The following is an 18,995-nucleotide window of genomic DNA, read 5'->3' on the forward strand; positions in this document are numbered from 1 at the left end:
TACGAAAAGTCATCGCACCCGCTCCCGAGATCATGCTCAGGAAGCTGGTCAGGCCTTCGAGCTGCCGCGATGCTCGGGGTATCCGGGACGCTCGGTGTCCGGGACCGCGAAGGGGAGCCACGCCATGAAGGCGATCGTTCAGGATGCGTACGGATCAGCAGACCTTCTGCGACTGCGCGACATCGACCGCCCCGTACCCCGCGACGACGAGGTGCTGGTCGAGGTACGCGCGGCCGGCGTCGGCCCCGAGGTGTGGCACCTCATGACGGGTCGGCCCTATGTGGCCCGCGTCGCCCTGGGAGTCCGTAAGCCCAAGAATCCCGTACGGGGCTGGGACGGCGCCGGACGGGTCGAGGCGGTCGGTGCGAAGGTGACCGACTTCAAGCCGGGCGACGAGGTCTTCGGCAACTGCGAGGGCTCGTTCGCCGAGTACGCGTGCGCCAAGGCCGAAAAGCTCGCGCTCAAGCCCGCCAACCTCAGCTTCGAGCAGGCCGCCGCCCTCCCCGTCTCCGGCATGACCGCCCTCCAGGCCCTGAGCGGCAAGTCCCGCCCGCAGCCCGGCCAACGGGTCCTGGTCATCGGCGCCTCCGGCGGCGTGGGAACGTACGCCGTCCAGCTCGCCACGATGTACGGCGCCGAGGTCACCGGCGTCTGCGGCCCCACAGCCGCGGACTTCGTCCGCTCCCAGGGCGCCGCCCACGTCATCGACTACACCCACGAGGACATCACCGACAGCCCCCACCGCTACGACGTCATCATCGACAACGCGGGCCTCCGCCCCCTGCCTGTCCTCCGCCGCGCCCTCACCCCACGCGGCACCCTCGTCATCGTCGGCGGCGAGGGCGGCACCGGCTTCTTCGGCGGCATGAGCCGCGGCCTCCGGGCCGTCCTGCTCTCCCCCTTCATCGCCCAGAACCTCCGCAACCTCATCTCCATCGCCCGCCGCGAGGACCTCCTGACCCTGAAGGACCTCGCCGAGAAGGGCAAGATCACTCCGGCGATCGACCGCACGTATCCGCTGTCCGAGGCGGCTGCTGCCCTTCGCCACCTGGAGAAGGGGCATCCTCGGGGCAAGCTGGTCGTCACCGTCTGACGGCCCGATCAGAAGGTCGCTCCTGCACGGATGCCTGGCCGGCTCTCAGCCGCTCAGGCCCAGCTCACCCGCGCGCACCCCGGCCTGGAACCGCGAGCCCGCGTCGAGGGCGTTGAGCAGTTCGGCGACGCGGCGACGGTAGGTCCGCACGGACATGCCGAGCTCTCGCGCGGCCGTCTCGTCGGTGGCGCCCGATCCCAGCGCGCGCAGGACCGCCCGGCTCTCAACATCGAGCTGGGGCTGCTCGCCGCGCAGGAAGGCCTTGAGGTCGGTGGCCGTCTCCCAGGCTGCTTCGAACAGCGCGTACACCCCGCCGACCAGGGTGGGTGCGGTGGTCATGGTGTACTCACGGCCGCCAGGGGCGTTCAGGCCGGCGAGGATCGCGAACCGACGGTCGATGATGATCGTCTCGTGCGGGAGAGCGGTGACGGCGATCCGCACCAGGGCGCCCTTGCCGACGAGCTCGCCCAAGTGCTCGCGGCTGCGCTCGTCAGCCAGCGCGGCCGGACTCAACAACTTGCGGATCTGCCGTGTGCCACCGTTCCGCATCCGGGCGCGGGCGGCCTGCCGGGCGTCCGGGCGAGGCCAGGTGTTGAGATCGCGGGCGGCACAGATGAACTCCTCGCGGACCGAGGAGAACAGGTGCTCGGTGCGAGCGAGGAGCTCCAGTTCACCGCGGATCGTCACGATCTCTGCCACGCCGCCATTCTGCCCGATGGCAGCAAGCTGCCACGGGCTCGCAGCCCGAACGCCCCGCCACCCAGGCTGAGTTCATGAGCAATGACTTCCGCCTTGGTGGCGATCTTCTGACCAACCGGATCGGCTTCGGGGCCATGCGCCTGCCCACGAACAGCTTCCGTGGCCCGGCCCGCGATCCCGAGACCGGTCGCGCCGTCCTGCGCCGAGCCGTTGCACTCAGCGTCAACCACATCGACACCGCCGCCTTCTACACCAGCGGCGACGGCACCGTTCGCGCCAACGCCCTGATCCGAGAAACCCTTCACCCCTACCCGGCTGACCTGGTCATCGCCACCAAGGTCGGTCCGGCCCGCACCCCCGACGGCGGCCTGGCCGAGACCACCGACCCCGCAGGCCTGCGACCGCTGGTCGAAGAGAACCTCGAAACCCTCGGCGTGGACCGTCTCGATCTGGTCTACCTGCGCATCGGGGGCATAGCGCCGCCGCCGCACGGCGAATCCGTCGCCGAACGCTTCGAGGCGCTGGCCGCGATGCGCGAGGAGGGCCTGATCCGCCACCTCGGCCTGAGCAACGTCGACACCGGCCACCTCGCCGAGGCCCGTGCGATCGCACCCGTGACAGCCGTCCAGAACCACTTCCACACCGCCAAGCGCGATGACACGGAGGTCCTGAACGCCTGCGAGGAGGCCGGCATCGCCTACGTACCGTTCTTCCCGCTGGGCGGCGGCCTGAGCGACCTCGCCGATGACCGCATCGCTAAGGTCGCGGAACGGCATGGCGCCACGGTCCCTCAGATCGCCCTGGCCTGGCTGCTCGCCTCCTCCCCCGTCACCCTGGCCATCCCCGGCACCGGCTCCCTCGCCCACCTGGAGGAGAACACCGCCGCCGGGTCGATCTCCCTGACCCAAGAGGATCTCTCCGACCTCACCTGACGCGAGGACCACTCCACCCTCCTCGGCTCCGCAGGATGCCGCCACGCCCTTTCCGGGCCGCGCATGCCCGGACCGCGCGCCACCGGCCGGATTCGGCACCAGTTGAAGTGGCCTCGGGTATTGGCTTGCTGCGGCTCCGCCCGTGGACGCACGAGAACGTGCAGGTCGAGTCACTCAGGCAGATCTTCTGTGGCAGGGTCCTTCATCCCTGCGTCTCGCAGTACTCGCGTAACGAACATGGCCTTCCCGTTGGTATAGGCGTTCCGGTTTGTGGGGTTCTCCCGGGCGAGACGCTCCTTGAGCTCTTGGTACTCGGTGGCCAACTCAGGATCCCGTCGCAACGCGTCTCGGAAGGCGGTCAGGGCACGAGCGTGTGGATGGCCGTGCGGGACCACGTGGAGGTGGTGCGTCCGTAGTTCAGGTCGTGGTCGCAGGAACCACAACCGGCTGTCTCCTCTCGGATCGTCCGGCCAGGCGAGCCACCCGTCCGCAGAGAGAACCTGCACCATCGCCTCACGCTCACCGAGCGAGCCAACGGGCGCGAGGATGTCCACGATGGGCTTCGCCCGCAGCCCGGGGACCGCCGTCGACCCGATGTGCTCCACCGGTGCCACCAGCCACCGCGCGAGCACCCTGGAGACCCTGCCGCGCTGTACCTCGAACAGCTCTGTCCACCGTGGATCGTGATCGACAATCCCAACCGCCATGTCAGCCACGCCCAGAACCTAACCGCGCAGACTCCGGCCCCCGCGCTGCCCTCTGGAAGCTGAAAAGAGATCGCGATCCAGTCCTGGCCGGGGCCACCGCAAAACGTCACGGTCAGCGGAAGCGTCCCGCGCAGCCGACCGTGACACCGGAACTGCTCGCGCAGGCGACATGAGGTGACTCCGGCGGATGAGTGGCGGCAGGCGTCGTTCACGAAGCGGGTCGCGAGATCACTGAGCTGACTGCGGCGATGCGGTGGGCCAGGTCGCCGGCGGGGATGTCGATGAGCTCGTAGCCGAACGTGCGGTAGCTCTGTTCGTGGATCTTTTCGAAGACCAGCGACTCCTGGAAACTGATCCGCCGGGCCGTGGTGGGCTCGCAGAACCCCAGATTGCGGACGAAGAGCACCTGTCGCTCGTAGACCCCTTCCGAGGTGATCCGTTCGAGCTCCGCGGCCAGTGCCCGGGACACCGGCCACCCCAAGTAGGTGGCGAGTGCGTGGGTGCAGACCGGTGACCGATCGAACACCTGGACAGAGTCGGTGGCGGTGGCCTCCAGTTGTCGCTGTCGCTGCAGAGCGACGATCTCGTCGATGAAGGACGCCCGTGTCCATGGCTCGTCCTCGCCCTGCCCCTGTGCTTGTGCGATGACCGCGGTTGCCGCCTCCTCGACGACCCCGTGGCCGAGCTCGGCCAGGCGCCGCAGGATCGATGTCTTGCCCGCGCCCGGCGTGCCGGTGAGAACGTACCGCCGCATGATCGAAAGCCTTTCGTGCGTGTCGAGACAGGCCCCACTGGTCCCCGACCGGGTCTCAGGTGGAGGCGTCGAGCCAGTGGAGCCCTGGGGATGGAGGGTGGGGCAGAGGCGGATCCTCGAACGGCTCACATGCCGGAGATGCCTGATACCCGAGGCGTTGAGCAAGGCGGCCATGGCCAGGTTGCTCAACGTCATGCGTGCCTTCAGTACAGCCTGCTGACCACGGTCTCGGCAACCACCTCTCGGCGACCGGTCAGTACGAACGGTTCAGAATCAGACGTAGGCGTCCACATATGTTCGCGCAGAGGCGGGGTCTGAGGGGCCACGGCCAGGTGCCGGAGGCGAACGACGTGGTACTCCCAGCGACGCCCATCCGGCTGCTGGACGTCCACCAGACAGAGATTCACCCAAGGGTTCGTGTAGATCTGTCACTCACCGTGGGTTTTCCACTCCATGCCTGCGGCCCCTCTCGATCGGTCTCGGATGAGGAGAACACGACCAGTGACCAGCGGCAATCGCATAGGACCGCCCAAGTTTGGAAGCGAACGCGACATGTTGCGGGCTTTCCTCGACTATCACCGCGCGACCCTCGCCGTGAAGTGCGAGGGGCTGACCGACGAGGAGTTGCGGCAGCAGTCGATGCCGCCGTCCACGCTTTCGCTGCTCGGGCTGGTGCGGCACATGGCGGAGGTGGAGCGTGCCTGGTTCCGGCGGGTGTTCGAGGACAACGACGCGCCCATGGTGTGGTCCGACAAGATCGACTTCCAGGCGGCGTACGACGCGAGCTCGTCGACCAGGGACGAGGCGTTCGGGGCCTGGGAGGCCGAGGTGGAGAACTCGCGCCGTATCGAGCGGGAGGCCGAGTCCCTGGACCAGGCCGGGTATCAGCCGAGATGGGGCGAGGAGGTGTCGCTGCGGATGGTGATGGTGCACGTGCTCCTGGAGTACGGCCGCCACAATGGGCACGCGGACTTTCTGCGTGAGGGTGTCGACGGGACCGTGGGCGCCTGAGTCCGCAGGAGCCACCAATCTTGCTGGGGATGTCGAATACGGCGGTTCCCGATCGACGTGAGTGTGAAGGCAGCACATCCCAGGACTTGAGGAGCACCCGATCGTGACCGTAACCGCGGATATGGCCATCTCCCTCGACGGCTACGTCGCCGGCCCCAACGTCGCCCTTGACAACCCCGGAGGCGACGGCGCCGAGGCGATCTTCGAGTGGATCCACAACCTGGCGAGCTGGCGGGAGCGCCAGGGCATGACCGGCGGGGAGGAGAACCGCGACTCCGAGCTGATGCGCGAGTGGTTCGATGCCACCGGAGCGGTGGTCATGGGTCGGATGATGTACGACACGGGCGAGGAGTTCTGGGGCGACAACCCGCCGTTCAGAGCCCCGGTCTTCGTGCTCACCCACCGCCCCCGGCCGACCCTGGTCAAGGAGGGCGGCACCACCTTCACCTTCGTCACCGACGGCATCCACAGCGCCCTCGACCAGGCGAAGGCCGCCGCCGGGGACAGGAACGTCGACATCGCGGGCGGGGCGAGCACGGTGCAGCAGTACCTCGGGGAGGGGCTCATCGACGAGCTGCAGCTACACGTGGTGCCCGCGCTCCTCGGCGCGGGACTGCGGCTCTTCGAGGGACTGGGCGGCGGGCGGCGGAACCTCGAGCCGGTCAGGGTGGTCGACACGCCCCTCGCCACCCACCTGAAGTACCGCTTCGTGAAGTGACCCGGCACGGATGAGGTTCGGCCCCGGCAGCCCGCTACTGCTGCCGGGGCCGAGGGCTTTCGGCGGTCCCGGCCGTTTCTGGATGTTGGTCAAGTCCCCTACGGAAACCCGGAATCCGGGCCGGACGCTCCAGGGTCGATCCAGCAACGGGCACGGGATCGCTGGGCCGCCCACCGCCCTCCGCCGTCCGTCAGGGGCTCAGCTGCCACAGTGCATCCATGGGCAGAGCCCGGATCCGGTCACCGAACGGCAGGGTCTGCTGTCCCGTGTAGAGGACGTAGCCGGCTACGAACCGGTCTCCGAGCAGGTTGGCGAGATTGCGCAGCCCCGAAAGGTCCTCGGTGCGTACGGTGGCGCCTGCCTTGACCTCGACGCCGATCACATCGCCTCGCGGCGTCTCGATGACCGCGTCCACCTCTACCTTGTCCTTGGTCCGGTAGTGGAAGAGGCGGCCTTCCTGCTCGGACCAGGTCAGCTGGCGGGCGAGCTCCATGACGACGAGGTTCTCCAGCATGGCACCGGCGGCGCCGTCGGGCTCGGCGAGCCGGGAAGCGTCCTGGCCCGTCAGATGGCAGGCAATCCCTGTGTCGACGAAGGCAAGTTTGCCCGTACCCACAGCCCTTCCCGTCAGCTCGGAGGTCCAGGCGGGAATGGTCTTGATCAGGAAGACCGAGGCGAGCAGTTCCAGGTAGCGCACCAGCGTGGTGCGGGGAATACCGGAGGCGCTGGCGAGCGCTGCGGGAACCAACAACCCTCCCGTGCGCCCGGCAAGGAGACCGAGGAGTTTCAGGATCTCGCCGTGCCGCTCGATGCTGGCGAGCTCCAGGACATCACGTTCGATCAGTGTCGAAAGGTAGGCGTTGAAGAACGCGGTCCGGCGGCGGGGCGTGCGCTTGACGGCCTCGGGGAATCCGCCGACGACCGCACGGTCCAGATAGTCGCGCTTACGCAGAGGGGATGTGCGGCTGAGGCCGGGGCCGTGGGTGAACGCCGCGTCGACGAACCGGTCCGGCCCGCCGCTGAGCTCCCCCTGCGAGAACGGCCACAGTTCGATGATCTCCATACGGCCGGGCAGCGCGTCCGGCAGCGTCCGCATGGCAAGGATCCGTGAGGATCCGGTCAGCAGGAAGCGCCCCGGTGTCGGATCGAGGTCGACGGCCACCTTGATCGCACTGAGGAGCTCCGGCGCGAACTGGATTTCGTCGATGAGCATCATCGAGTCGTGCTCGACGAATCCGGTGGGATCATCCTTCGCGGCACGCAGGGTCGCTGCGTCGTCGAGCAGACGCAGGACGGGGTCGTCCCGGTGCGCGGCGGTCAGGCGGGTCAAGGTCGACTTCCCCGCTTGACGGGCGCCGTTGACCAGCACCACGCGAGTGTCGTCGAGCGCTTCCGCGACGAGGTTCTCGGCATGGCGCCGAACCAGATCATTGCGAGTTGCCATGCATCACAGAGTGCCACCACCATCAAGATCAATGGTCACTTAGACGGATTACTGATGGACATGTAGTCGGATGAGTGATGGGCATTCGGACGGGCGATGGCCCATCGATCAATCGACCGCACTTGGTGCGTCGTCGGCGTCAACGGCCGTACGACGCCCATCTGGCCAGGCCTGGACTCCTCGGCATCCGGCCATACCGCTTCCACCGGCAAAGCCCAGCACCTCACCATGGACCTGCGCCAACTCGGTCTCGCCCGGGCCGCAGTCCGCCTGCACGCCGACACCTCGCCGACCGACGGCGCCCTGCGGACGACCACCCTGTGCGGATCCCGGTTCGATCCGGCCACCGCACCCTCGACGGGTTCCCTACCCGTGCCGCACACGGGAAAAGCGTTTGTCTCCGCGGGGAGTCGCGCCGGAACATGACAGGTCGTGACGACTCCCGACGACGCTCCCTCTCCCCCGTCCGCCGCCGGACGCTTACGCGCGCTGCTGCCGGACCTGGCCCCATGGCGGACCTCCCCCGACTTCCGACGGCTCTGGGTCGCCGGAATCGTCACCAACTTCGGCAGCTTCCTGACCTTCGTGGCGCTTCCGGTGCAGATGAAAGAGCTCACGGGATCCGCGGTGGCCGTCGGCGCGATCGGCGCCGCGGAACTCGTACCGCTGATCGTCTTCGGTCTGTACGGCGGCGCTCTGGCCGACGCCCTGGACAAACGCAAGCTGATCCTCTGGACGGAGGCGGGGCAGGCACTGCTCAGCGCCGGTCTGCTGCTCAACGCGCTGCTGCCGCATCCGATGGTGTGGCCGCTGTACGCGGTGGCCGCACTGTCCGCCGCGCTCGTCGCGGTCCAGCGGCCCGCGCTGGACGCGCTCGTGCCGCGCATCGTCGCGCACGAGCACCTCCCGGCGGCCGCCGCACTCAACTCCCTGCGCTGGACGGTCGGCGGCGTCGCGGGCCCGGCCGTCGCGGGCCTCGTCGTGGCGTACGCGGGGCTCGGCTGGGCCTACGCCGCGGACCTCGCCACCTTCGCGATCTCGGTCGTCCTGGCCATCGGCCTGGCCGCGTCACCGGCCGCTCACGAGGCGGCCAAACCCTCCCTGCGGTCCATCGCGGAGGGCGCACGCTACGCGTGGAGCCGCAAGGAGCTCCTGGGCACCTACACGATCGACCTGGCCGCCATGTTCCTGGCCTTCCCCCTCGCCGTGCTCCCCTTCCTCGCGGACGACCTGGGCGCCGAGTGGTCCCTGGGCCTCATGTACGCGTCGCTCCCGGCCGGCTCGCTCCTGGTCAGCCTCACCAGCGGCTGGACCTCACGGATCCACCGCCACGGCCGGATGGTGGTCCTGGCGGCGGCATGCTGGGGCCTGGCGATGGTGGCCGCGGGCGCGGCCCCCAACGTCTGGCTGGTGCTCGGCTTCCTCACCCTGGCCGGCGGCTTCGACATGATCAGCGGAATCTTCCGCGCGGCCATGTGGAACCAGACGATCCCGGACGAGCTGCGCGGCCGCCTGGCCGGCATCGAACTCCTCTCCTACTCGGTCGGCCCCCAGCTGGGGCAGGTCCGGGCAGGCACCATGGCCGCCTGGACGACCGTACGAACCTCGATCTGGTCCGGCGGCGTGTTGTGCGTGGCAGCGGTAGGGGCTCTGGCCCTGTGCCTCCCGAAGCTCATGACCTACGACGTACGAACGAACGAGCACGCGGCAAGGCTGAGACAGACCCGTGAGGCAGCCACGCCCGCGGGGCGCGCTCAGTCGCCATCGCTGCCCAATTAAGGCAGTCGCCCGATCCCTTGCACGGGTCCTTAGCCCCAAGATGACGAGCCATGACGACATCGGCATCGAATGCGCCATGGACGGTGACCCGTGTCCTGAGGGACCGCAACGCGGGCCTCTACCTGGGCGGAGTCGTGGTCTCCGGGTTCGGCACGTCGGCGATGTGGCTGGTGGCCGGGATCTGGGTGAAGGAGCTGACCGGCTCGGACGGGCTGGCCGCCCTCTGTGTCTTCGCGCTCTGGGCGCCCACACTGATCGGTCCCCTCCTGGGCACGCTCGCCGACCGCACCCGCCGCAGACCGCTGCTGGTGTGGACGAACCTGGGGCTGGCCGCGCTCCTTCTGTCCCTCCTCGCCGTCGACTCCCCGGGCACCCTCTGGATCCTCTTCGCGGTGCTGCTCGTGTACGGCGCGACCGGCGTCGTCCACGACGCGGCGGAGTCGGCCCTGGTCGCCACGGCGGTCGACGAGCGGCTCCTCGGCGATTTCAACGGCCTGCGGATGTCGGCCAACGAGGGCATGAAGCTGGTCGCCCCGCTCGCCGGAGCGGGTCTGTACGCGGCCTTCGGGGGCGCCGGCGTCGCACTCCTGGACGCACTCACCTTCGTCCTGGCCGCGGGTCTCTACACCCTCCTGCGGGTACGCGAGCCGAAGCCGCTCCCGGCCCCGGCCTCGGCCGACTGGCGCACCCAGACAGCCGACGGCGCCCGCTACCTCTGGCGCCACGAGACACTGCGCCCCCTCGTCGTCGCGGGCGGCACGACCATGCTCTTCGCGGGCCTCAACGGCGCGACGATCTACGCGGTGGCCGAAGGCCTGGGCCACTCCCCCGCGTATGTAGGTCTTCTGTACGCCGTCCAGGGCGCCGGTTCGGTGGCCGTCGGCCTGGCCTCGGGCCCGCTCCTCCGCCGCCTGGGCGCACACCGGTTCGCGGGGTACGGCATCGCGCTCACCGCCCTGGCCGTGGCGGCTCGCGCGCTCCCGTACGACGCGGTGGCCCTCGTCTCGTCCGCGGCCGTGGGCGTAGGCCTCCCGTGCGTGCTGATCGCGGCCCTCACCGCGGTTCAGCGCGAGACACCGGACGACCTCCTGGGCCGTACGACCGCGACCGCCAACACGCTGATCTTCGCCCCGAACGCGGTGGGACTCGCGCTGGGCGCGGGCCTGGTCGAACTGGTCGATTACCAGGTGCTGTTGGTGACGCTCGGACTGATCCGGCTGGTGACGGTCGTACCGTTGCTCAGGCGTCAGCCGAGCCGCGCGAGCGCCTCCGCCACGAGTGACAGGTCCTCGTCGGACGCCAACCCCGCGTGATACAGCCGTACTTCGGTGGCTCTCCGCTCGACCGCCCGCGCCACGTCCTCCGCGAGCGTGCCCGGGCTGCCGCCCATCCCGCTCACGACGGGGAAATTGGCCGCCAGCACACTCCTCTCAACAGCCTGCTCGGCGAAGGGAGTCAGCAACTCGGGCCCTCCGGCACACGGCACGACCACGCCGTCGGCCACCGACAGGATGTGCGCGGGATCCACGCCGACGTTCGCGCCGACGTGGTACGAGGCCGGGTCCGCGTGCAGCAGGATCTGGAACCCATCGGGAGCGGCCGCGCGTACGGCGGCGACGGCCTCCGTCTGGAGGGAGCGGGCGACGGAGTCCCGCCACGCGCGCGTGGCCACTGCGAGTTCGGCGCCGAGCAGCTTCTCCACCGCTTCCCAGACTCCGGTGGGTGCCTCGCCCCGCCAGACGGGTTCCAGGGCGCGCCGGACCGAGGCCGCCAACTCGTCAGGGGCCAGGCCCAGTTGCGTATAGCCGTCGCGGCAGGAGGGGCAGAAGCACAGCGACATCAGGTATTGGCCGGCGTCCCCGAGTTCCACGCCGGCCGTCTTGTCGTGGGCGTGGAGATGCGCGAGGCCGTACCAGCCGAGGGACTCCAGCTCCGTCCCCGAGGCGCCGGGCCGCACCGCCGCCTCCGCGGCGAGGTCGACCAGGTACGCGCGCGTGTCGGGCTGTGCGATGCAGGGCGCCCAGGGATAGCGGTCTCCGTAGGCGTTGACCACGGAGGTGTCCGGGAACTCCTCCCCCATACGGGAGTTGTGCGCGAGCACCACCCAGGTGTGTACGTCGAGTCCCGACTCCGCGAGGGACGCGGCAGCCTGCCCGTACGCGTCCCCGGGGGCCCAGTCCCCGGCGGCGTACGGCCGCAGCCGGCGCCCCTCCCAGCGCGGGCCGGGCGGGTAGAGCACGGCCGCGTGCCGGGCGGTGACGATGCGGTGCCGGGGGTGGCGGGGGGTCAGTGCGCGCGTGGAGTGGTAGGCGGAGGCGAGCGTCGCCTGGCGTACGCCCAGGTCGGCGATGCGCGCGGCGGACTCGGGGTCGCCGTTGACGTCCCACGGGTAGACGAAGGTGGACGTCTTCAGAGACCTCTTCGCAGACCCTGCCGCCTGGCTCACTTGTCCTCCTGGAGAAGCGCCTCGCCCCGCTCGATCAGCTGGGCGAGCTGCTTGACGTGGTCGTCGTTCGGCTCGTGCAGCGGCGGCCGTACCTCGCCCACGTCGAGACCCCGCAGCCGTACGCCCGCCTTGACGAGTGAGACAGCGTATCCGCGGCCCTGGGCGCGCAGTTCGACGAAGGGCCGGTAGAAGCCGTCGAGCAGGCGGTTCGCGGTGGTGTCGTCACCGGAGTTGAGCGCCTTGTGGAAGGCGAGGGCGAGCTCGGGGGCGAAGCAGAAGACCGCCGACGAGTACAGCGTGATGCCGATGCCGCGGTAGGCGAGGCCCGTGAGCTCGGCGGTCGGCAGTCCGTTGAAGTAGAGGAATTCGCCCGGGACTTCGGCGCGTACCGCGCTCACGATGCGCTGCATCAGATCGAGGTCGCCGACGCCGTCCTTGAAGCCGATGATGCCCTCGGTGCGGGCCAGTGAGACGACCGTCTCGGGCGTGAACACGGCGTTGTCGCGCTGGTAGACGATGACCTCGAGTGAGGTGGCGCGGGCCAGCTCCGTGTAGTGCCGCAGCAGCCCCTCCTGTCCGGCGACGACGAGATACGGCGGCATGGCGAGCAGCCCGTCCGCCCCGGCCTCCTCGGCGAGCTTCGCGTACCGCACGGCGAGCGCGGTTCCGTACCCGGCGCCCGCGATCACCGGCACGCGCCCCGCCGTCTCCTCGACGGCCGCGCGTACGCAGTCCTGGAACTCCTCGGGCGTGAGCGCGTGGAACTCCCCGGTCCCGCAGCAGGCGAAGACGGCGGCGGCCCCGGCCTCGACACCTCGCCGGACATGCGCGCGGTACACGTCGAGGTCGACGGCACCGTCAGGGCCGTACGCGGTGACGGGGAAGAACAGCGGCCCGCTCGGGACACTGAGGCGAGCGGCAAGGGGCGCTGACGTCACGGGCTCTCCCTAGGCATGCACGCACACGCCGACCGTGCACGTTTCCGATCCACGTTTCTGATCCACGTCCATATTTCTGAACACATACACGCTAGAGCGCCTCTTCGGGGGTGGTCAAGCGGGCGAAGTGGCAAGACAGTCGCAAGACAGGAGCGACATACGAGCAATCACGGTGCAGATTTCCCGACCCCGCGCGACACTTGACGCGGCCCGACGGCGATCCATAGTTTGTCCATGGATGTGAATGCCGTACACGATGACGGCTGTTGATTCAAGGAGACCCGAGGATGCCCGCTCCCCGCACCGTTCTGCTCACCGGCGCCGCCGGCGGCCTCGGCACCCTGATGCGGGGACTGCTGCCCGCGTACGGGTACGAGTTGCGGCTCCTCGACCTGCGCCCCATCGAGGGCGAGCCGGACGCGGTCACCGCGGACCTCGGCGACAAGGAGGCCCTGCGCGAGGCCGTGCGGGGCGTCGACGCGATCATCCACCTCGCGGGCATCTCCCTGGAATCCACCTTCGACAAGATCCTCAAGGCGAACATCGAGGGCACGTACAACCTCTACGAGGCCGCCCGCGAGGAGGGCATCCGGCGCATCGTCTTCGCCTCCTCCAACCACGCGGTCGGCTTCACCCCGCGCCCGCGGGGCGACGCACCCCATGACCCGAGCACGCTGATCCCCATCGACACCCCGCGCCGCCCGGACACCTTCTACGGCCTTTCGAAGTCGTTCGGCGAGGACCTGGCGCAGTTCTACTGGGACAAGCACGGCATGGAGACCGTCTCCGTACGGATCGGCTCCTGCTTCCTGGAGCCCACCAGCGTGCGCATGCTGTCGGTGTGGATGAGCCCCGGCGACGGCGCCCGCCTCTTCCACGCGGCCCTGACCGCCGAGGACGTCCGGCACACAGTCGTCTACGGCTCGTCCGCGAACACCCGCCTGTGGTGGGACCTCTCCACCGCCCGGGCACTGGGTTACGAGCCGCAGGACGACTCCGAGCAGTACGCCGAGAAGCTCATCGCCGAGCAGGGCGAGCTGGACCCGGAGAACCCGGACCACGACTACCTGGGCGGCCACTTCGTGACCAAGCCGCCGATCTGGCCGTACTGACGTCACACGGCACGGCGAAAAGCGCGTACACAGGGCGGGCGGGCACCGAACGGGCCCGCCCGTTCGGTATTTCGGGCACGGACACTGCCCGAACTCACGCCACGTTCCGCTTCTTCCCAGGTCCGGAGCGGGCACCGGCAGAGGAAAACGGTCAGACACGGGCAGCATCGGGCGCGGAACAGACCTGGTCAGCGCCGCATACCCGCTGTAGAACTTCCCCCATGGGTCGGTAGGGCCCGAACGGGCAGCAAGCAGGGGAAGCAGGTGTCGGCCATGACCGCGGAAGAACGCCAGCGGGAGATCGTCCTGGCCGCCCGCCGCACCGGTTCGGTCGACGTGAACGCGCTCGCCGCCGAGCTGGGCGTCGCCAAGGAGACCGTACGGCGCGACCTGCGCGCCCTGGAGGACCACGGCCTGGTACGCCGCACGCACGGCGGCGCCTACCCCGTGGAGAGCGCCGGATTCGAGACGACCCTCGCCTTCCGCGCCACCAGCCACGTACCCGAGAAGCGCCGGATCGCGGCCGCCGCGGCCGAGCTGCTCGGGGACGCCGAGACGGTCTTCGTCGACGAGGGCTTCACCCCCCAGCTCATCGCCGAGTCACTGCCCCGGGACCGGCCACTGACCGTGGTCACCGCGTCCCTGCCGGCCGCGGGATCCCTCGCCGAGTCCGAGAACATCTCGGTCCTGCTGCTCGGCGGCCGGGTACGGCACGGCACGCTGGCGACCGTCGACCACTGGACCACGAAGATGCTCGCCGGCTTCGTCATCGACCTGGCGTTCATCGGCGCCAACGGCATCTCCCGCGAACACGGCCTCACCACCCCCGACCCGGCCGTCAGCGAGGTCAAGTCGCAGGCGATCCGGGCCGCCCGCCGGACCGTGTTCGCCGGCGTGCACACCAAGTTCGGCGCGGTCAGCTTCTGCCGCTTCGCGGAGATCAGTGTCCTGGAGGCGATCGTCACCAGCACTCTCCTCCCCACGTCCGAGGCGCACCGCTACTCACTGCAGGGCCCACAGGTCATCCGAGTCTGAAAACCCAACTGACCCCTGCCCCCCCGCTGAGTCGGCACGAAAACCAAACCGACTCAGTTCGAAAACCAAATCAACTCGGTACGAAATCCAAACCAACCCCCTACGTAGCATCGCACTCCCCCGAGCCATCCCATTTGCACCAAATATCCAGGAGCGATCCATGCGAACCCAGAGCCGACGGAGGCCGCGCGCGCTACTCGCCGCGACCGCCGCAGGGACGCTGCTCGCCCCGCTGCTCTCCGGCTGCTGGACCGGAGCGGGCGGAGCCGGTTCCGGCGGCAACTCCATCAACGTCCTCATGGTCAACAACCCGCAGATGGTGGAGCTGCAGAAGCTCACCGCCGCCCACTTCACCAAGGAGACCGGCATCAAGGTGAACTTCACCGTGCTGCCGGAGAACGACGTCCGCGACAAGATCAGCCAGGACTTCGCCAACCAGGCCGGCCAGTACGACGTCGCCACCCTCAGCAACTACGAGATACCGATCTACGCCAAGAACGGCTGGCTGCACGAGATGAACTCGTACGTCGCCAAGGACAGCACGTACGACGAGAAGGACGTCCTCAAGCCGATGCGGCAGTCCCTCACCGCCGAGGACGGCAAGCTCTACGGACAGCCCTTCTACGGCGAGTCGTCCTTCCTGATGTACCGCAAGGACGTGTTCGCCGAGAAGGGCCTGACGATGCCCGAGCGCCCGACCTGGACGCAGGTGGCCGACCTCGCCGCCAAGGCCGACGGCGCCGAGTCGGGCATGAAGGGCATCTGTCTGCGCGGCCTGCCGGGCTGGGGCGAGATCATGGCGCCGCTCACCACGGTCGTGAACACCTTCGGCGGCACCTGGTTCGACAAGGACTGGAAGGCGCAGCTGAACTCCCCCGAGTTCGAGAAGGCGACGAAGTTCTACGTGGACCTCGTGCGCGAACACGGTGAGGCCGGCGCCGCCCAGTCCGGCTTCGCCGAGTGCCTCAACAACATGACCCAGGGCAAGGTCGCCATGTGGTACGACGCCACATCTGCCGCCGGCTCCCTGGAGTCCGCCAACTCCCCCGTCAAGGGCAAGATCGGCTACGTACCCGCCCCCGTCGAGAAGACCGAGTCCTCCGGCTGGCTCTACACCTGGGCCTGGGGCATCCAGGACGCGTCCCGGAACCCGGACAAGGCCTGGAAGTTCGTCTCCTGGGCGTCCAGCAAGGAGTACGAGCAGCTGGTCGGCGACGAGATCGGCTGGTCCAACGTCCCGGCCGGCAAGCGGGCGTCGACGTACACGAACCCCGCCTACGCCAAGGAGGCCGCCGCCTTCCAGGAGATGACGAAGGACGCCATCGAGGGCGCGCGGCCCAACGACCCCGGAGTGCAGCCGCGACCGGCCCCCGGCATCCAGTTCGTCGGCATCCCCGAGTTCACCGACCTCGGCACCAAGGTCTCGCAGGAGATCAGCGCGGCCATCGCCGGGCGTCAGTCCGTCGAGTCGGCCCTGAACAAGTCGCAAGAGCTCGCCGAGGAGATCTCCGAGGAGTACGAGGGACGATGACCGCCACGACGACAGCTCCGATAGCCGCCACACCCGTACGCACGGAGAAGCCCCCCTCGGGCCGACTGCGCGCCTGGGCGACCAGGGCCCCGCTCCTGCCCGCCCTGATCTTCATGATCGCCGTGACCCAACTCCCGTTCGTGGCCACGCTGGTGATCTCCTTCTTCGACTGGAACTCGCTCTATCCGGACGCCCGGGAATTCGCGGGCTTCGCCAACTACTCCGAGGTCCTGACCGACGCGGACCTGCGCCAGTCGGTCTTCACCACGATCCTGCTGACTGCGGCCGTGGTCCTGGCCAGCCTCGTCATCGGCCTCGCCCTGGCCCTCCTCCTGGACCGCAAGTTCCGGGGCCGCGGCATCGTCCGTACGCTCCTGATCGCGCCGTTCCTAGTGGTCCCGGTCGCCGCGGCCCTCCTGTGGAAGCACGTCCTCTACAACCCGGAGTACGGCCTGCTCAACGGCCTGCTGCACTACGTGGGCGGCCCTCAGCCGGACTGGATCTCCAACACTCCGCTGCTCGCCGTCGAGGCCTCACTGATCTGGCAGTGGACGCCCTTCATGATGCTGATCCTGCTGGCGGGCCTGCAGAGCCGCGACCACCAGCAGATCGAGGCGGCGAAGGTGGACGGCGCGAGCGACTGGCAGGTCTTCCGCTACCTGACGCTCCCCCACCTGCGCCGCTACCTCGAACTGGGCGCCCTGCTGGGGTCGATCTACATCGTCCAGAACTTCGACGCGGTCTTCACCATCACGTCCGGCGGCCTGGGCACCGCCAACCTGCCCTACACCGTCTACCAGAGCTTCTACCAGGCCCACGAGAACGGCCTCGCCTCCGCGGCCGGCGTCCTCGTCGTCATCGGCTCGATCATCATCGCGACCTTCGCGCTGCGCGTGGTCTCGTCCCTGTTCCGTGAGGAGGTGTCCCGCGCATGAGTGCCACCGCGATACGACTGCGTCCCCGCCGTACCCGGGGAGCTGGCCTGGGTGTGCTGGCCTGGCTGCTCGGTCTGCTGTTCTTCCTGCCCATCGCGTGGATGGCCCTGACGTCCTTCCACTCCGAGGAGGACGCCGCCACCAATCCCCCGTCCTTCGCCGCCGCCCTCACGCTCGACGGCTACCGCGAGTTCTTCGGCACGGGCGGTGGCGCGAGCCCCTGGCCCGCGCTCATCAACTCGACGGTGGCATCGGTGGTTTCGACGCTCTTCGTGCTCCTGCTGGCTCTCCCGGCGGCGTACGCACTCTCCATCCGCCCGGTGAAGAAGTGGACGGACGTCCTGTTCTTCTTCCTCTCCACGAAGATGCTGCCGGTGGTGGCGGGCCTCCTGCCGATCTACCTCTTCGCGAGGAATACCGGACTGCTGGACAACATCTGGCTCCTGGTCATCCTCTACACGTCGATGAACCTGCCGATCGCGGTGTGGATGATGCAGTCGTTCCTCGCCGAGGTCCCGGTCGCGATCATCGAGGCGGCACAGATCGACGGCGCGAGGCTGCCGACGATCCTGGCGCGCGTGGTGGCCCCCATCGCTCTCCCGGGCATCGCGGCCACGGCCCTGATCTGCTTCATCTTCAGCTGGAACGAGCTGCTGTTCGCGAGGGTGCTGACGGGCGTCGTAGCCGAGACAGCCCCCGTCTTCCTCACCGGCTTCATCACCAGCCAGGGCCTGTTCCTGGCGAAGGTGTGCGCCGCTTCGCTCGTCATCTCCCTGCCGGTGCTCGCCGCGGGGTTCGCCGCCCAGGACAAACTGGTCCAGGGCCTGTCGCTGGGAGCCGTGAAATGAAGGCCGCCGTCATCGAGTCCGTGGGCCGCGCCGTCGTCGCCGAGGTCCCGGACCCGACGCCAGGGCCCCGCGAGGTCGTCGTCGAGGTCGCGGCCTGCGGCCTGTGCGGCACCGATCTGCACATCCTGCAGGGCGAGTTCGCGCCCAAACTGCCGATCGTGCCGGGGCACGAGTTCGCGGGCGAAGTGGTCGGGGTGGGCACCCAGGTCACGGAACTGTCGGTGGGCGACCGGGTGGCGGTGGACCCGTCCCTGTACTGCTACGAGTGCCGGTACTGCCGTACGGGCCACAACAACCTCTGCGAGCGCTGGGCAGCGATAGGCGTGACCACGGCGGGCGGCGCGGCGCAGTACGCCGTCGCCCCGGTGGCCAACTGCGTCAAGCTCCCCGAGCACGTACGCACCCAGGACGCGGCCCTCGTCGAGCCGCTGTCCTGCGCGGTACGCGGCTACGACGTCCTGCAGTCGCGCCTCGGCGCCCATGTGCTGATCTATGGGTCCGGGACGATGGGCCTGATGATGCTGGAGCTCGCCAAGCGGACGGGGGCGGCGAGTGTGGACGTGGTCGACCTGAACCCGGCCCGTCTGGCAACGGCTCAACAGCTGGGCGTCTCGGCGTCGGCCGCGACCCCCGACGAACTGAACCGCCCCCAAGGCTGGGACCTGGTCATCGACGCCACCGGCAACGCGGCGGCGATCCAGGACGGCCTCGACCGGGTGGCCAAGGCGGGTACGTTCCTCCAGTTCGGCGTCGCCGACTACGCGACCCGCGTGACGATCGACCCGTACCGCATTTACAACCAGGAGATCACGATCACTGGCTCCATGGCGGTCCTCCACAGCTTCGAGCGGGCGGCGGAGCTGTTCGCGACGGGGGTCCTGGATCCGGACGTGTTCATCAGCGACCGCATCGCCCTGGACCGCTACCCCGAGGCGCTGGAGCAGTTCGCGTCGGGGGTGGGCCGCAAGATCGTCGTAACGCCGTAATCCACTGTCGTCGGGCATGACCGGGCG

19 protein-coding genes and 1 pseudogene are annotated in these 18,995 nt (G+C 69.0%); 13 read left to right on the forward strand and 7 right to left on the reverse strand.

Going from position 1 to position 18,995, the window contains the following annotated elements:
* Positions 1–124: 124 nt before the first annotated feature.
* Positions 125–1,093 carry an NAD(P)-dependent alcohol dehydrogenase gene (locus ACYVO6_RS12000; protein WP_461060210.1) on the forward strand — a complete coding sequence of 323 codons (969 nt, stop codon included), beginning with the start codon at positions 125–127 and terminating at the stop codon, positions 1,091–1,093.
* Between the two features lie 45 nt (positions 1,094–1,138).
* Here ACYVO6_RS12000 and ACYVO6_RS12005 read toward each other — a convergent pair whose 3' ends face one another.
* A complete protein-coding gene (locus tag ACYVO6_RS12005) occupies positions 1,139–1,792 on the reverse strand; it encodes a DNA-binding response regulator (RefSeq protein WP_461060212.1) in 654 nt (217 codons plus the stop codon).
* Between the two features lie 74 nt (positions 1,793–1,866).
* On the opposite strand from ACYVO6_RS12005, the gene ACYVO6_RS12010 reads away from it, so the two are divergent.
* Positions 1,867–2,724 (forward strand): oxidoreductase, encoded by an 858-nt coding sequence (locus ACYVO6_RS12010; RefSeq protein ID WP_461060214.1) that lies wholly within the window; start codon positions 1,867–1,869, stop codon positions 2,722–2,724.
* A 170-nt stretch (positions 2,725–2,894) separates the two neighbouring features.
* Here the strand turns inward: ACYVO6_RS12010 and ACYVO6_RS12015 are convergent, their stop codons facing one another.
* The 3 genes and pseudogenes from ACYVO6_RS12015 to ACYVO6_RS12025 all read right to left on the reverse strand — a co-directional run.
* On the reverse strand, positions 2,895–3,431 hold the full coding sequence (locus ACYVO6_RS12015) for a GrpB family protein (RefSeq protein WP_461061360.1): 537 nt from the start codon (positions 3,429–3,431) through the stop codon (positions 2,895–2,897).
* Between the two features lie 208 nt (positions 3,432–3,639).
* Positions 3,640–4,185, reverse strand: coding sequence for an ATP/GTP-binding protein (locus ACYVO6_RS12020; RefSeq protein WP_461060217.1), 546 nt, complete (start codon positions 4,183–4,185; stop codon positions 3,640–3,642).
* A 320-nt stretch (positions 4,186–4,505) separates the two neighbouring features.
* A pseudogene (locus tag ACYVO6_RS12025) lies at positions 4,506–4,610 on the reverse strand (NUDIX hydrolase); the annotation flags it as partial.
* Positions 4,611–4,668: 58 nt separating this feature from the next.
* On the opposite strand from ACYVO6_RS12025, the gene ACYVO6_RS12030 reads away from it, so the two are divergent.
* Both ACYVO6_RS12030 and ACYVO6_RS12035 read left to right on the forward strand, forming a co-directional pair.
* On the forward strand, positions 4,669–5,196 hold the full coding sequence (locus ACYVO6_RS12030; RefSeq protein WP_461060219.1) for a DinB family protein: 528 nt from the start codon (positions 4,669–4,671) through the stop codon (positions 5,194–5,196).
* A 103-nt stretch (positions 5,197–5,299) separates the two neighbouring features.
* Complete coding sequence (locus tag ACYVO6_RS12035; RefSeq protein ID WP_461060221.1) at positions 5,300–5,914, forward strand: dihydrofolate reductase family protein; 615 nt, start codon at positions 5,300–5,302, stop codon at positions 5,912–5,914.
* Between the two features lie 190 nt (positions 5,915–6,104).
* On the opposite strand, the gene ACYVO6_RS12040 is transcribed toward ACYVO6_RS12035, so the two are convergent.
* The gene (locus ACYVO6_RS12040) at positions 6,105–7,358 is read right to left on the reverse strand and encodes an ATP-binding protein (RefSeq protein ID WP_461060223.1); all 1,254 of its coding nucleotides are present in this window, start codon (positions 7,356–7,358) and stop codon (positions 6,105–6,107) included.
* A 96-nt stretch (positions 7,359–7,454) separates the two neighbouring features.
* On the opposite strand from ACYVO6_RS12040, the gene ACYVO6_RS12045 reads away from it, so the two are divergent.
* From ACYVO6_RS12045 to ACYVO6_RS12055, 3 genes are read left to right on the forward strand one after another with little or no spacing between them, the layout of a single operon-like run.
* Positions 7,455–7,784 (forward strand): hypothetical protein, encoded by a 330-nt coding sequence (locus ACYVO6_RS12045; protein ID WP_461060225.1) that lies wholly within the window; start codon positions 7,455–7,457, stop codon positions 7,782–7,784.
* Positions 7,785–7,790: 6 nt separating this feature from the next.
* Positions 7,791–9,137: an MFS transporter gene (locus ACYVO6_RS12050; RefSeq protein ID WP_461060227.1), complete on the forward strand. Its 1,347-nt coding sequence runs from the start codon at positions 7,791–7,793 to the stop codon at positions 9,135–9,137.
* A gap of 50 nt (positions 9,138–9,187) precedes the next feature.
* Positions 9,188–10,450: an MFS transporter gene (locus tag ACYVO6_RS12055; RefSeq protein WP_461060229.1), complete on the forward strand. Its 1,263-nt coding sequence runs from the start codon at positions 9,188–9,190 to the stop codon at positions 10,448–10,450.
* Here the strand turns inward: ACYVO6_RS12055 and ACYVO6_RS12060 are convergent.
* Both ACYVO6_RS12060 and ACYVO6_RS12065 read right to left on the reverse strand, forming a co-directional pair.
* Complete coding sequence (locus tag ACYVO6_RS12060; RefSeq protein ID WP_461061362.1) at positions 10,384–11,550, reverse strand: hypothetical protein; 1,167 nt, start codon at positions 11,548–11,550, stop codon at positions 10,384–10,386. The genes ACYVO6_RS12055 and ACYVO6_RS12060 overlap by 67 nt on opposite strands.
* A 29-nt stretch (positions 11,551–11,579) precedes the next feature.
* The gene (locus tag ACYVO6_RS12065; RefSeq protein ID WP_461060231.1) at positions 11,580–12,521 is read right to left on the reverse strand and encodes a 5-dehydro-4-deoxyglucarate dehydratase; all 942 of its coding nucleotides are present in this window, start codon (positions 12,519–12,521) and stop codon (positions 11,580–11,582) included.
* Positions 12,522–12,808: 287 nt separating this feature from the next.
* On the opposite strand from ACYVO6_RS12065, the gene ACYVO6_RS12070 reads away from it, so the two are divergent.
* The 6 genes from ACYVO6_RS12070 (at position 12,809) to ACYVO6_RS12095 (ending at position 18,968) form a co-directional block, all read left to right on the forward strand.
* Complete coding sequence (locus tag ACYVO6_RS12070; RefSeq protein WP_461060233.1) at positions 12,809–13,633, forward strand: NAD-dependent epimerase/dehydratase family protein; 825 nt, start codon at positions 12,809–12,811, stop codon at positions 13,631–13,633.
* A gap of 273 nt (positions 13,634–13,906) precedes the next feature.
* Complete coding sequence (locus ACYVO6_RS12075) at positions 13,907–14,668, forward strand: DeoR/GlpR family DNA-binding transcription regulator (protein WP_461060235.1); 762 nt, start codon at positions 13,907–13,909, stop codon at positions 14,666–14,668.
* A 160-nt stretch (positions 14,669–14,828) separates the two neighbouring features.
* Positions 14,829–16,199 carry an ABC transporter substrate-binding protein gene (locus ACYVO6_RS12080; RefSeq protein ID WP_461060237.1) on the forward strand — a complete coding sequence of 457 codons (1,371 nt, stop codon included), beginning with the start codon at positions 14,829–14,831 and terminating at the stop codon, positions 16,197–16,199.
* Positions 16,196–17,134, forward strand: a complete 939-nt coding sequence (locus tag ACYVO6_RS12085; protein WP_461060239.1) for a carbohydrate ABC transporter permease — start codon at positions 16,196–16,198, stop codon at positions 17,132–17,134. The genes ACYVO6_RS12080 and ACYVO6_RS12085 overlap by 4 nt, the downstream gene beginning before the upstream one ends.
* A complete protein-coding gene (locus ACYVO6_RS12090; protein WP_461060241.1) occupies positions 17,131–17,982 on the forward strand; it encodes a carbohydrate ABC transporter permease in 852 nt (283 codons plus the stop codon). Before ACYVO6_RS12085 ends, ACYVO6_RS12090 begins: the two co-directional genes overlap by 4 nt.
* Entirely contained in the window at positions 17,979–18,968 is a 990-nt protein-coding gene (locus tag ACYVO6_RS12095; protein WP_461060243.1) for a zinc-dependent alcohol dehydrogenase family protein, read from the forward strand. Before ACYVO6_RS12090 ends, ACYVO6_RS12095 begins: the two co-directional genes overlap by 4 nt.
* The last annotated feature ends 27 nt before the right edge of the window (positions 18,969–18,995 follow it).

Source organism: Streptomyces pseudoechinosporeus (genome assembly GCF_054783935.1).